This window comes from Halorubrum sp. B52 (assembly GCF_059752555.1).
The window spans coordinates 395,043-408,202 of record NZ_MWTG01000018.1 but is presented as its reverse complement, the minus strand read 5'-3'; the positions used below and the strand labels follow the sequence as shown (position 1 = coordinate 408,202).

The 13,160-nt window shown below is 59.6% G+C and carries 11 protein-coding genes and 1 pseudogene; 9 read left to right on the top strand and 3 right to left on the bottom strand.

Annotation, left to right across the window (positions count from 1 at the left end; translation table 11 throughout):
• The first annotated feature begins 33 nt into the window (after window positions 1–33).
• A pseudogene (locus B4V04_RS19065) lies at window positions 34–641 on the top strand (transposase domain-containing protein).
• Window positions 642–711: 70 nt separating this feature from the next.
• On the opposite strand, the gene B4V04_RS19060 reads toward B4V04_RS19065, so the two are convergent.
• Window positions 712–1,368 carry a trimeric intracellular cation channel family protein gene (locus B4V04_RS19060; RefSeq protein WP_498233215.1) on the bottom strand — a complete coding sequence of 219 codons (657 nt, stop codon included), beginning with the start codon at window positions 1,366–1,368 and terminating at the stop codon, window positions 712–714.
• A gap of 140 nt (window positions 1,369–1,508) precedes the next feature.
• Between B4V04_RS19060 and sugE the strand changes: the two genes are divergently transcribed.
• On the top strand, window positions 1,509–1,832 hold the full coding sequence (gene sugE / locus B4V04_RS19055; protein WP_498233214.1) for a quaternary ammonium compound efflux SMR transporter SugE: 324 nt from the start codon (window positions 1,509–1,511) through the stop codon (window positions 1,830–1,832).
• A 300-nt stretch (window positions 1,833–2,132) separates the two neighbouring features.
• Here sugE and B4V04_RS19050 read toward each other — a convergent pair whose 3' ends face one another.
• Complete coding sequence (locus tag B4V04_RS19050; protein WP_498233212.1) at window positions 2,133–2,915, bottom strand: IclR family transcriptional regulator; 783 nt, start codon at window positions 2,913–2,915, stop codon at window positions 2,133–2,135.
• 345 nt (window positions 2,916–3,260) lie between these two features.
• Here B4V04_RS19050 and B4V04_RS19045 point away from each other — a divergent pair, with 345 nt between their 5' ends.
• The 7 genes from B4V04_RS19045 (at window position 3,261) to B4V04_RS19015 (ending at window position 11,289) form a co-directional block, all read left to right on the top strand.
• A complete protein-coding gene (locus B4V04_RS19045) occupies window positions 3,261–4,505 on the top strand; it encodes an MFS transporter (protein ID WP_498233211.1) in 1,245 nt (414 codons plus the stop codon).
• Window positions 4,506–4,662: 157 nt separating this feature from the next.
• A complete protein-coding gene (locus B4V04_RS19040; RefSeq protein ID WP_498233210.1) occupies window positions 4,663–5,172 on the top strand; it encodes a universal stress protein in 510 nt (169 codons plus the stop codon).
• 304 nt (window positions 5,173–5,476) lie between these two features.
• Entirely contained in the window at window positions 5,477–6,928 is a 1,452-nt protein-coding gene (gene xacF / locus B4V04_RS19035; RefSeq protein ID WP_498233209.1) for a 2,5-dioxovalerate dehydrogenase, read from the top strand.
• Window positions 6,929–7,098: 170 nt separating this feature from the next.
• On the top strand, window positions 7,099–8,037 hold the full coding sequence (locus tag B4V04_RS19030; RefSeq protein WP_498233382.1) for a dihydrodipicolinate synthase family protein: 939 nt from the start codon (window positions 7,099–7,101) through the stop codon (window positions 8,035–8,037).
• Window positions 8,038–8,192: 155 nt separating this feature from the next.
• On the top strand, window positions 8,193–9,272 hold the full coding sequence (locus tag B4V04_RS19025) for a mannonate dehydratase (RefSeq protein ID WP_498233208.1): 1,080 nt from the start codon (window positions 8,193–8,195) through the stop codon (window positions 9,270–9,272).
• A 46-nt stretch (window positions 9,273–9,318) separates the two neighbouring features.
• Entirely contained in the window at window positions 9,319–10,176 is an 858-nt protein-coding gene (locus tag B4V04_RS19020) for an NAD-dependent epimerase/dehydratase family protein (RefSeq protein WP_498233207.1), read from the top strand.
• Window positions 10,177–10,230: 54 nt separating this feature from the next.
• Entirely contained in the window at window positions 10,231–11,289 is a 1,059-nt protein-coding gene (locus B4V04_RS19015) for a lactonase family protein (protein ID WP_498233206.1), read from the top strand.
• A 105-nt stretch (window positions 11,290–11,394) separates the two neighbouring features.
• Here B4V04_RS19015 and B4V04_RS19010 read toward each other — a convergent pair whose 3' ends face one another.
• On the bottom strand, window positions 11,395–13,152 hold the full coding sequence (locus tag B4V04_RS19010; RefSeq protein ID WP_498233205.1) for a glycoside hydrolase family 2 protein: 1,758 nt from the start codon (window positions 13,150–13,152) through the stop codon (window positions 11,395–11,397).
• Window positions 13,153–13,160: the final 8 nt, after the last annotated feature.

The window sequence follows — 13,160 nt, the reverse complement described above, 5'->3', positions numbered from 1 at the left end:
TATAATGACCGCCTCAGCAGCTGTTTAGACGATATCAGCTTAGACTTTGTGGAGCGAGAGGCAACACACAGCTGTTGATGATGCTCAGTATTCAGCCCAATTTGTCTGAATTATCTCTTTCGAACACTGTTTTATTTCTTGAGATATTCTGTGTTGATCGGGTTAGATCCACCGTTCATAACTAGGTTTGCAAGACCGATCTAAAGCCGGACTTTGGTCGGACCCCGAATCACATTACGATAGCTGAAATCGTGATTCAACTTAATGATGAGCAATATTGGCTGTACTCCACTGTTCCTGACTCAAACCATTTACTCCATACAATGCTTGATCCGACAAGATTAACCGTAATAATTGACTATTTTTGCAAATCTCCGCGAAAAACACGATGTGGATGTCGCGATCTTTCTCGTTGATGGCGCAGCTCCACTTCAGCGAGCATGTCGTAAGCAGGACCTCGATTTTAGATACGAACGACATGGAAATCGGAACTGCCAGAACGTATATTTTGCCAAACAAAACACGGAACTACCTATTTCTCAAACTGTTTTAGCAACGCCGAAGCAGATACTGCTGACGAACGGCTGAGATCGTCCGCTTTCGCATGGAATCAGTTTATCTGCAAACTACCGTCCAACTAGCAATTAGTGTGTGGCGTCGTGTATACTGACAGTCTCCCGTCTGAACGGGTAAAATCCGTCTTTGAGTGAGTTATTCTTGTTGCATTTTCCAGTTCTGTACCGTCGGAAGACGCCAGCCGTACGTGACTGCGGCCAACCGGCTGCCTACGGTTACGGCCGCACACACCGCGGCGGCAGTCCCTCCAGTTGCGCCTACAGTTCCCGCAACCCAGTATGCGCTCCCGCCGAGGACCGTACAACTCGCGTAGAAATCCTCAAAGAGGATAAATGGGGCCCGATCAAGGAGAATGTCAGCAAATGCGCCACCACCGACCGCGTTGATCGTCGCGATTGCAACGACACCAAACACCGACACGTCCACCTCGGTTGCGACGATTGCACCGGCTGTCGCGAAGGCTGCGAGTCCGATTGCGTCCGATACGATTGTGACTGGATGTGTCTCCGGAGACGACAACACAAAATTAAGTGAAACCGCCAAACAGACACCGAAGAGTCCGAGTCCGATTTCGATCGGGGACTGGAGGGCTAACGGGACACGAGCTACAAGGAGATCACGAGTTACACCGCCAACAAACGCCATCGCAAGTCCAACAATAACGATCCCGAATAGATCAAACTCCTCCCGGATTGCCTTTGACGATCCGACGAGCGCGAATGCGACGAGTCCAATCGTGTTCATAACGGCAAACGGATCGCCGAACAACACCGTAACCAAGCCTTGACTCATTATGTCTCGCTATAACCGCCAGATTATTGAGTGTACCGTTCTAACATTTTTTCACCTTATCATATATTTGGTTTTACTTGTTGTGCGGTGGCGGTGGACACATCGAAACTCATGTCTAAAAGTAGAATCAACCCGAGATAATGTCTTGGTTCGTCCTCGCAATTGCTGGCTTGTTTGAGATTGTTTGGGCGCTTGGACTCGAATATTCTGACGGTTTCTCGGAGCCCATACCGACGGCAGGCACCGTTATTGCTCTCGTCATAAGTCTGGTGTTGCTCGGGAAAGCTGTACAAGACCTCCCAATTGGTACTGCCTACGCCGTGTGGACGGGAATCGGAGCTGTTGGAACCGCGTCGCTCGGAATCGTCTTGTTCGACGAGCCAGCGACGACGTCTCGCCTAATATTCATTTCGGTGATCGTCTTCGGAATCGTTGGACTTCATCTTGTTTCCGGCGGCCACTGATTCTGTGGACAAGATCAGCGTGAGGCCAACTGGCTCCAAGTCTCATTATAAGATGGTTACCGAGAGATCGTATCGCCTTCCAGGATGTACTCGATGGTGATCTGATTGCGCAAATTTTTGCTATCGATGCGGCTCCCCATTTTTGACTGTGTGTCATTTAATTCAGTATGCTGTTGATCTGTGCATGAACGACGGTTAGGTTGCGGCCGAACCCAACTAGAGCGTGTTGTACTCCGTCCATTCATATTGAATTCAGTAAGTTTACAATTACAACAGTACAGATGTAATGGGTATTTCGAACTAGTAGTGCCGGGACTGGAGTTCGATCACGTTTGCGGCATTCTGAAGTTTGGGAAGTAACTCGTTTTCGATGCGTTCGGTATTGAATCGGTGTTTCGGGCCAGCGATCGAGATCGCGATATTCTCTGAGTTCGGGTTTTCACTAGTTATCGGGACAGCGATCGACTTGACACCGCTAACGCGCTCTTCGTCTTCGATTGAATACCCGCGTTCGCGGATTTCGTTGATCTCATCGAGGAGAGCGTTGAGGTCGGTGATCGTGTTCTCTGTGGCGGCGGGAAGCTCGTGTTTCTCCACGATGTCCCGGATCTCGTCGTCCGTGTGTTGGGCAAGAAGCGCCTTGCCAACGGCCGTCCAATGCATTTTAGTGAACTCCCCAGTCGGGGCGTTATCTGAAACCCCTTCGCCGGGTTCCGACCGATAGACGAGTACACGAAGTCCATTTTCCTCGTAGCCGATCGTCCCGACTTCGCCCGTCTCTTGGGAGACTGTCCCGATCTCTGATCTCGCCGTCTGATAGCCGGTGCGGTTGTGCCGGACAAGCCCCCCGAGCTGAAGAAACCGCAGGCTCAGTCGATACTGTCCATCTTCGTTGATCACGTATCCCAGATCTTCGAGTGTTTTGAGATAGACATGAGCAGTGCTTTTGGGGACATCAATTCGGTCTGCGAGTTCGGATACCCCGCACTGTTCCAGCTCTTGAACTGTCTCGATGATGTTGAACACGTTGTCCACAGAGCTAATGCGGTTGTGTCCGTCCGATTGATTTGTGCTTTTGTCCATAGCCTTCGTTTGCGTATGCTAACAATTAACAATTCTTTATTCTTTCGAACACCTAGCGTTCAATATTATAGGACGGAATTCCCACCCCGAGAGCCCCGAGCGATGTACTCGCCCGAGTTGCGGCGGACAGCAAGGGGCGGTGGGAAGCGACCGTTCGGAGATGTCGCTTGACTCCGTCCGATGGAGGTGCAGGACCGGCAGTTGTTCGAAGGGTCTACATTCCACACTTAGAAAGATATTTATAATGTTTGTATACATTTGACTGTGTATGCAACACCCTGCCATAGGCGGTAGACTACAGACTACACCCAATCTATGGATCGAGACAAATCGTGGTGAGTGATCATGTCTGAAAGCTACTCTGAGTCCTTCAAATGGTCGCAGCTCCTGACGCTGGTGTTGATCGGGATCATTCCCTCGTTCTCCGGGGCATTGATCAACCCGACCATCCCCGCGATTCAGCAGACCTTCTCGCACGTGCCAAACTCCGAGACGCTGGCACAGCTGGTCAGCACGACGTCGGCGTGGATCGTAATCGTCGTCGCGCCCCTTACTGGATATCTGCTTGACAAGTACGCCCGCAAGCCGATTCTGATCGCCGCAGTCATCATTTACGGGGTCGGCACGAGCATCGCGTTCTTTCTCGATTCGATATACCTGATCCTCGCGACCCGCATTCTCGACGGTATCGCCGTCGGCGCGCTCATGGTGACTGTCCCGACGCTCATCGCCGACTACTACTCGGGCGGCCGCCGCGAGTCAGTTATGGGGTACTACGGTGCCGTACAGGCGGGCGGTGGCGCGGTCGCGGCTATCCTCGGCGGCTACATCGCAGGAACCCTCGGCTGGCGGTACATCTTCCTCGTTTTCGGCGGGGCGTTACTGTTCGTCCCACCGATCCTTCGGCTGCTGCCCGAGCCAGACGTCAAGGAATCCCAGCGAGACGACGAGATCGGTCGGCTCGAGGCCGTGGCGAAGATCGTGCGGGAGTCGCCCGCGAAGGTCATCGCCGGGATCTACTTCCTCGTGTTGTTCGGCATGCTGACGAACAACCTCATCATGATCGAGGTTCCGTACTACCTCCAGGGATCGCTCGGCGTGAGCGACTCCCAGATCGGTCTGATTATTTCAAGCGTCATGATCGTGGGCGTGGTCATAGCCTCGATGTACGGTCGCATCAAACAGCACTTCCGGCACGTCACGCTCCTCACGGCCGGGTTCACCTTCTCAGCAGCGGGCTTCCTGCTGTTTACCTCCGTGGAGATATTCCCGATAGTGCTCTTCGGTATCATCGTCGCCGGCGGGATGGGGTTCGGGCTCCTCTTGCCAACGGTGAACGACTGGATCGCGTCGATCGTTCAGGAGGAGGTTCGAGGACGGGCACTCAGCGGCGTGACCATGATGATGTACGGTGGGTTCGCCCTCTCACCGTTTGCTCCGATGCCGCTGGTCGACGCATTCGGGCGCGTCGGGATGCTTCGAACCGTCGGCTTTCTACTGCTCATCGTTGCGGGAGCACTCATGACGTCCTGGTTCGTCAGTCGATCCCGTACATCGCCGACGCCGGGCAGGTCGATCTCTGACGACTGATCTGCGGTCACGACCGTCTACGTGACCGGCGCTAACCGGTCACCCACGTCGTCGCCTACCGTTCAGGCGGAAGGACTCTCCGCAGGTGCCCATTTGTTACAGATTACGAGATATGAAAATACAAATTTACTTATATCTGGTGATTTTAGATGCTCACGTGACCATCGAGACAGTGTTGCTGCCAGTCAGCGACTCGGACGAAAACCGGCTCAATCGACTCGTCGATGCGGCCTTGGATATCGCTGCTCCGACCGGTGCAACCGTCGTAGTGGCTCACGCTATTCCGGAAAGCGACGACGGCTTCATGACCACGATACCGGCGCTAAGCGGGGGTAACTACCCACAGGTGCTCTCCCGGCCCGAGTACGACGATCTGCTCGATCGGTATTCCGATAACGAACACTCCGTCGACGACATCGTCGCCGAACACGAGACGGTCCAGTCGGTGACGGACCGCCTCGGCGACGCCGGCCTCGAGTACGAAGTACGGGGCGCGGTCGGCGACCCGAGCGAGGCAATTCTCGAACTCGCCGGAGACGTCGGCGCCGACCGACTCGTTATCGGGGGCAGCCGTCGGACCCCGACCGACAAGGCCGTGTTTGGGAGCCTGTCACAGACGCTGCTCATCGAGGCGCCCTGTCCAGTAACCTTCGTCCACGGCGATTGACGACGGTGACACCACTGACTGCGCGACGCCGAGCGCGAGCGGTGAACTCTCTGGTTGGTCGCCCGCGGAATGACAGGTCGCATCGCACGCATGCGGCGTCGCCGCTCCGCGCTTCGTCGGTCGTCTCGAGCGAAAACTGACTAAGGTCTCAGAAGGGGACGTACGTTTCCGCAAGCGATTTTCGGCGTGGGAGATCCGAGGCTGATTCCGGAGTTGCCATAGACGAATGCGATCAGGTCGCGAATGTGATCGGACTGACCGCAATCTCAAGGCCTTTGTATCAGCAGCGGCGATTCCAAGCCGAATGCCAACAGTATACGAGAACTACGTCGATGGAGAGTGGACCGTCTCTGAGACGGGTGAGACGTTCGATGTCCGGAATCCGGCCGAGCCGTCTTCGATCGCCGGTCGGTTTCAGGCCTCTACGGTCGGTGACGTCGAATCCGCGATCGAGTCCGCTGTCGCCGCCCAAGACGCCTGGGCCAACACGCCAGGTCCGGACCGTGGCGACGTTCTCAAACGGGCAAGCGAACTCCTCGAGGAGCGAAAGGAGTCGGTGACCGAGACCCTCGTTCGCGAGGAGGGGAAGACGCGCTCCGAAGCGGCCGGCGAAGTCCAGCGTTCGATCGACATCTTCGCCTACTACGCCCAGAAGTGCCTCGACCTCGGCGGGATTAGCAAGTCGGCGAGCGGGAGAAACACGGAGCTGTACACCAAACGCGAACCGCTCGGAACCGTCGCGCTGATCACGCCGTGGAACTACCCGATCGCCATTCCCGCGTGGAAGCTCGCCCCGGCGTTGGCTGCCGGGAACACGGCCGTCATCAAGCCCGCTTCCGCCGCGCCGGGCATGACGGCGGTTCTCTTCGAGTGTCTCGACGAGGCCGGGCTACCAAACGGTGTCGCGAACATGGTGACCGGCTCCGGCAGTGACGTTGGAACACCCCTCGCCGAACACGACGATGTCGACGGCGTATCGTTCACCGGGAGCACCGCTGTGGGGACGAGCGTCGCTCAGAGTGCCGCGGACGACCTCAAGCGCGTCCAGTGCGAGATGGGCGGCAAGAATCCGACCGTCGTGATGCCGAGTGCCGACGTCGAGGAAGCCGTGGAGATTCTCGGCGTTGGGTCCTTTGGGACGACGGGACAGTCGTGTACGGCGGCCTCCCGCGCGATCGTCCACGAAGACGTGTACGACGAGTTCGTCGACGCCATGATCGAGTACGCCGCCGACATCGCGATCGGGCCCGGGCTCGACGATCCCGATATGGGCCCGCACGTCTCGGAGAGCGAACTCGAGTCGACGCTCGACTACGTTGAAATCGGCCAAGAGGAAGGGGCGACGCTCGAAACCGGCGGCGATCGTCTCTCCGGTGGCGAGTACGGCGACGGCTACTACGTCGACCCGGTGGTGTTCTCGGACGTCCGCAACGACATGCGGATCGCCCAGGAGGAGATCTTCGGGCCGGTTCTGTCGGTCATCGAAGTAACCGATTTCGAGGAGGCGTTGGAGGTCGCCAACGACGTGGAGTACGGATTATCGGCGAGCATCGTCACGCAGGACCTCACCGAGGCCGACGAGTTCGTCGACCGAATTGAGGCGGGCGTCGCGAAGGTCAACGAGAAGACGACCGGTCTCGAACTCCACGTCCCGTTCGGCGGGTACAAGAACTCGTCGACGAATACGTACCGTGAGCAGGGCGATGCCGGTCTCGACTTCTTCACGTCGACGAAGACGGTGTACCGGAACTACTGATCTCGCTGGCCAAGCGCGTTTGGAGGCCGTGGCGTGCCATGCTGTGACGCTGTCTCCCATTCGATCGGTCGTGTGGCTGTTCGCCTGCGCGTCACTCGCCGGAAAGGGAATGCGGCAGTTGTGACCCAGCAACGATGGATTTACGGTCCACGGCCGTATCGTGGTAGATGATGCCAATAACGGCAGCGCAGGTTAAACAGCAGCTGCGAGACGTTGCTGTCGGACTGCTCACACCTTTCGACGAGCAGCGGGAGATCGAGTACCGCAAGATCGAGGAGAACGCGCAGTCGCTTTACGATGAGGGAATGCGGACCTTCTTGGCGGCTGCGAATATCAGCGAGTACCACGCACTCTCACAGCAAGAGCGGATCGAGAGTGTCAGAACGGTCGTTGAGGCGCTCCCCTCGGACGCATGCGTCCTCGCCGGCGTCGGCGGGAGTACTGCCGACGCGTCGGCCTTGATCCAGGCGTATGACGATGCCGGCGCTGACGCGATGATGATCATGCCGCCGGATCACACCTACCTCCACGAGCGGGGGTTACTGGAGTACTATCGCGAGCTGTCGGCGGTTACCGAGACCCCACTCGTCCCGTACGTTCGAGGGTTCGATCCGTCGGCGGAGTACCTCGCCGACCTCACCCGTATCGACGGCGTCGTCGGAGTCAAGTACGCACTGAAGGATCCGGTGAAACTGGGGGAGGCGATCCGCGCCGGCGACGACGACGTCGTCTGGGTCAACGGGCTCGCGGAGCCGTACGCGGTGTCGTACTGGGCGGAAGGCGTTGAGGGATTCACCGCCGGCGTGAGCAACTTCCGACCGGAGGTCGGTCGGGAGCTGTTCAACGCGCTCTCGGAGGGTGACTGGGAGCGTGCCCGCGCGCTCAGGGACGTCTGTCTCCCGTACCAGCGGCTCAGGGATGAGACGGGCCAGAACAATGCGCTCGCGGGAGCGATCAGCGTCCCAGTCGTCAAGAAGGGGCTTGAACTTGCCGGGCTCCACGGCGGCAACGTCCGGGAACCGATCCGCCCGCTCACGCCTGATGAGGCCGACCGGGTCGAAGCGGTTTACGGCGAACTGGACGACGGTATTGATCGGCTTATCGAATGAGCGATCGGCCCCACCGCGCCGACACTGCTTCGACGGGACGACTGACCGCAGGAGTACGGACGTCTCGCCGTTGAACCGCCGAAGGACATACCGAAACCAACGAGAACGGACACAAACCGAACCTACGCGAAACTATGCCACAAGATCACGATATCATGAACGAGAACCGACCGACCACCGACGCAGGCCAATTGCCGCTTCGAGCCGGTCTTCGCACGCGGACCCTCTCGGACGACCGCCTCGCGTTCTGTCGCCAGATCGGCGTCGAGGACGTCTTCCTCGACCACCGGTCCCCGCGCGGCGACGTCTTCGAGGACGAGGGGAGCCAGGACGACGAGACGATAGTAATCGACGACGGGGTCGTTCCGAGCGTTTCGGAACTGGTTCAGGCGCGCCGGCGCGCGGAGGACGCCGGGCTCCGACTGATGGGGATCCAATCGCTGAGCTACAACGTCTACGGGAAGATAATGCTCGGCAAGGAGGGAAAGGAGAGCCAGCTCGACACAATCAAACGGCTCATCCGGAACCTCGGGAGCGCGGGTATTCCGATCCTCGGCTACCAGTGGAATCCCCGTGGGGTCGTTCCGATGCGGACCTCCCAGACGGTGCGACTGCGCGGCGGGGCGCGGGGCCGGGAATTCGACATCGACGACCTCGAGGCTCCGTACGAGCCCGTCGACGACCTGGAGCGGGAGTACACCGAAGAAGAGCTGTGGGACAACTACGAGGCCTTCCTTGAGGAGGTGCTTCCCGTCGCGGAGGAAGCGGGTGTGCAGCTGGCTCTCCACCCGGCGGATCCGCCGACTGTCGAGCAGCTCGGCGGAATCCCGCGCCTCTTCCGGAACTTCGAAGCGTTCCGGCGGGCGATGGAGACGGTGCCGAGCGACAACCACGGACTGAAGCTCTGTCTGGGTTGCTTCTCGGAGATGCCAGACGCCGACGTCGAGGAGGTAATCATGCACTTCGGCGAGGACGACGACATCGTGTTCGTCCATTTCCGCGACGTCGTGGGCACCTGGCCGCGTTTCACCGAGACGTTCCTCGATGACGACCAGAGTAACTACGATCCGGTGGTGGCCATCGAACGGCTCCGCGAGGTGGGATTCAGCGGCGTCGTCGTCCCGGACCACGTCCCCGACGTCGTCGGAGACACGGAGTGGGGCCACCGGTCCCGTGCTCACGCGGTCGCCTACTTGAACGGCATGCTGTCATCCACTGACGGCGAGGGACAGTGAGCCCAAACACCTGTCGGGTCGTTCACGGACCCGCTAACCAATCTGTATGAACGTCCTCGTAACCGGGTCATACGGCAGGTGCGGGACTGCGATCATCGATCACCTCGACGACGATCCCAGATACGATTTCACCTACCTGAACCGGTCCGACCGTCCGTCCGATCATCGCTACGGCGGATTCGACACACACGTTGCGGATATCACGGACTACGAGGCGATCCGGCCCGCGTTTGAGGGTCAGGACGCCGTCGTTCACCTCGCGGCCTACCCGTACACCGACGGGACGTGGGAAGACGTGTTCGAGCCCAACATCGTCGGAACCTACAACGCGCTTGAGGCTGCAAGGGACGCCGAGGTGGATTCGTTCGTGTTCGCCTCGACGAACCACGTGATGGGAATGTATGAGAAGGAACACGCTCCGGATCTGTACGATCCGGGTTATGACCTACAGCTCGATACGACCGATCCCGTCCGCCCGGATTCGTGGTACGGGACGACGAAGTCATTCGGCGAGGATCTAGGCCGATACTGCACGGAACGATACACGTACCCTCAACGGTTCTACGGGCTCAGGATCTGCTCGGTTCTCCCCCACGGGATCGATCACCCGTACGGCCGGGCCGAGCGCCGCGTCGAACACGGAGAGATCGAGCACGGTAGCGAGGCCTACGAGCGATCGGTCGCCCGGACGAAGGCGACGTGGCACTCGCGTCGCGACTTCGCTCACTTGATCGAGTGCTGTCTCGCCGACCGAAGCGTGACGTTCGACATCTTCAACGGCGTCAGTGATAACGACCGGCGTTGGTTCTCAATCCGGAAGGCGCGAGAACGCCTCGGATACGATCCAGACGACAACGGCGAGGAGTGGGACGGACCGCCAGTCGAGGTTGATGACTCCGCGTGAGAACATGAACGCACGACTCATAGAACACAGTATTTCCACGAGTACCGATCTACCATGACCACAGCAGAACATATCGCGGCCGTCGGAACGTACAGCGCGGCGACAGACGAGAGCGTTCACACGATCGCGGTCGACCTCGAAACGGGTTCGATGCGGCGACTCGATGCGGTAGCGGCTGGACCGGACCCGACGTTTGTGACGTTCGGTCCGTCGGGCGAGTACCTCTACGCCGCAGTTCGCGAGGACGGAGAGGGGGTCATCCGGTCGTACGCGGTCGACCGCACCACCGGCGAACTGACCGAAAGGGACAGCGCCCGGAGCGGGGCCGCGGCACCCTGTTACTGCACTGTCGATGAGACGGGAGCGTTCCTGCTTGTAGCCCATTACACCGGCGGCGCCGTTTCGATGCTTCCGCTCGCTCCTGACGGGGGAATCGACCCGCCGGCTGACGTGATCGAGCATCACGGTTCGAGCGTCGACCCGGAGCGCCAGCGTGCGCCACATCCTCACTCGATCACGCTCGGGCCGGAGGACCAGTTCGCGTACATCCCTGACCTCGGTACCGACCAGGTGCATGTGTATGTGGTAGACCGTGACGAAGCCTCGCTGTCGCATGTCGACGTCGTCGACCTCGCTCCCGGCTCAGGTCCACGGCACCTCTCGTTTGCCCCGAACGGCAAGCGGACGTACCTGATCAACGAGCTTGACTCGACCGTAACCGTCCTCGACCGGGAGTCAGACGGGATGCTGACCGAGTGCGAGACCGTCTCCACGCTCCCCCCGGAGTTCGACGGAGACAACAAGACGGCCGAGATCGCCGTCCATCCGTCGGGAGCGTTTGTGTACGGATCGAACCGTGGCCTAGACACGATCGTCACGTTCGCTGTCGACGGAGAGGGGATCGAACGGGTTGACCAGACGCCGACCGCCGGCGAGTGGCCGCGTCACTTCGCGATCGCTCCGGATGGGGAACATCTGTTCGTAGAGAACCGCCACACTGACGACATCGTCGCGTTTGCCGTCAATACCGACACTGGCGGCCTCTGTCCGGCGGGCGATTCGCTGTCGATCTCGGAGCCCGTCTGTCTGCAGTGGCAGCCGGAGCGGTCCTGACGCTCGTCAAGTGCCGAGACGAAAAGAAACGCGCCGTCGCTTTCTACTTACGCGTCGACGGCAGGTGTCCGGGCTACACCGACTTCGGTGAGATCGATCGTGGGATCAGCGGTGCGTCTGGTAGAACTCCCGCAGCACATGGAATGCCTGCTTCTTTCGACCATGCTGGTCGACGACGCCTTTCCGGTTGTATCCTCGCTGGAACTCGTTTTGCCGCATCGGCGCCCGGAAGTCGAAGAGGATCCACGGTGAGAACCCGACGATCTGGTCATTCTCTGCGGCCGCTTCCGACTGTCCCCGGTAGATCTCCGCTTGGAACTCCTCGGTCCACCGATCGTCTGCATCCCCGTGGTGGCCCCATTTGGCGCCACCGCCGGTCTCCGAAATGACGACGGGTGTCCCCTCTGGATCTTCCTGGAACTGCTGCATGTCGTCGGCGTCTCCGTAGTACCACCCGTGGTATTCGTTGATACCGATGACGTCTAAGTGATCTTTCAGCGGGTCACGGATCTCGAGGCCGTCGTCGGTCTCGTCGACGAAGCAGGCCGCGGTCACCAGCCGCGTGTCGTCGAGGCTGCGGACGTAGTCGGCCATCTCTGGGAGGACCTTGTTTCTGGTGTCGTCGGTGTGGTCCGTCTCGTTCGCGATCGACCACATCGCGACGGACGCGCGGTTCCAGTCGCGTTGAACCAGTTCGCGAAGCTGCTGCCGGTACAGCTCTTGGACTTCCTCGTCACCGAAGTTGATGTCCCAGTACGCGGGGACTTCCTCCCACAGGAGAACGCCCTCTTCGTCGGCCTTCCGAGCCATCTCTTCCGTGTGTGGGTAGTGGGCCAGTCGGGCGTAGTTACACCCGAGCTCGTTGATCCACTGGAACCGCTCTTCGATATCTTCGGACCCGAGCGCGCGACCCTTCCCCGCCGATTCCTCGTGCAGCGCGATACCGCGTAGCCAGAGGGGTTCGTCGTTGAGCAGGACGTCGCCGTCGCGGACGCGGAGGTCTCGGAGTCCGACGCGGTCCTCGATGGTGTCATGGCCCGCCTCGACCCGGACCGTGTAGAGGTGAGGGTCCTCGGTGCTCCACAGCGACACCTCCTCCTCCGAGAACTGTAGGGATGCGGTAAACTCCCCGTCGCCGGCGGGTTCGAGCGTCGCATCGCGGTCCAGCTCAGGAAATGCGACCGAGACTCCGGGGTCGTGGCCGCCCGCGCCGTCGATCCACGCGGCGACGCTAACGTCGACGGTCCCGTCGGCGAGCGTGGATTCGAGCTTGAAGTTGCGCACGTAGGTGTCCGGAACCTCGACGAGATCGACGGAGCGATTGATCCCGCCGAAGTTGAACCAGTCGGTTCCCTCGTTGGGGATGCCGTCCTCGTACCGCTGGTTGTCAACCTGGACGACGAGCACGTTTTCACCGTCCTCGAGGGCGTCGGTCGCTTCGAAGCTGAAGGGGGTGTACCCGCCTTCGTGAGAGCCCAGAAGCTCGCCGTTCAGCCAGACCTTCGTCTTGTAGTTGACCGCCCCGAACCGGAGGAAGGCTCGGTCTCGGTCGGTCTCGGCGTCCCAGTCGAAGGTGCGCGCGTACCAGACCCATCCCTCGTAGTGGCGGAACTCGGGGATCTCTTCGCCCAAACTCGAAGGGATCGTCACTGAGCGACCGTCGTGTATGTTGAAGTCGCACGGGTCGTTCTCCTCCGACGCCCCGGGTTCGTAGATGGACTTCACCTCGAATCCGGCGGGGTTGTCGTCCTCGTCGTCGAAGAAGTCCTCGAAGTATCCCTCGAAGTTCTCGTACTGGTCAGGGATCGCCTGCCACGTCCCGTTGAGCGACCTCGTCTCTCTAGGGTGGGCTAACAGGTGCATCAGTAAAA

Excerpts from the sequence above, each read along its gene's own strand:
- B4V04_RS19060 (WP_498233215.1), bottom strand. The coding sequence starts at position 1,368 with ATGAGTCAAGGCTTGGTTACGGTGTTGTTCGGCGATCCGTTTGCCGTT.
- sugE (WP_498233214.1), top strand. The coding sequence starts at position 1,509 with ATGTCTTGGTTCGTCCTCGCAATTGCTGGCTTGTTTGAGATTGTTTGG.
- B4V04_RS19050 (WP_498233212.1), bottom strand. The coding sequence starts at position 2,915 with ATGGACAAAAGCACAAATCAATCGGACGGACACAACCGCATTAGCTCT.
- B4V04_RS19045 (WP_498233211.1), top strand. The coding sequence starts at position 3,261 with ATGTCTGAAAGCTACTCTGAGTCCTTCAAATGGTCGCAGCTCCTGACG.
- xacF (WP_498233209.1), top strand. The coding sequence starts at position 5,477 with ATGCCAACAGTATACGAGAACTACGTCGATGGAGAGTGGACCGTCTCT.
- B4V04_RS19030 (WP_498233382.1), top strand. The coding sequence starts at position 7,099 with ATGCCAATAACGGCAGCGCAGGTTAAACAGCAGCTGCGAGACGTTGCT.
- B4V04_RS19025 (WP_498233208.1), top strand. The coding sequence starts at position 8,193 with ATGAACGAGAACCGACCGACCACCGACGCAGGCCAATTGCCGCTTCGA.
- B4V04_RS19020 (WP_498233207.1), top strand. The coding sequence starts at position 9,319 with ATGAACGTCCTCGTAACCGGGTCATACGGCAGGTGCGGGACTGCGATC.
- B4V04_RS19015 (WP_498233206.1), top strand. The coding sequence starts at position 10,231 with ATGACCACAGCAGAACATATCGCGGCCGTCGGAACGTACAGCGCGGCG.
- B4V04_RS19010 (WP_498233205.1), bottom strand. The coding sequence starts at position 13,152 with ATGCACCTGTTAGCCCACCCTAGAGAGACGAGGTCGCTCAACGGGACG.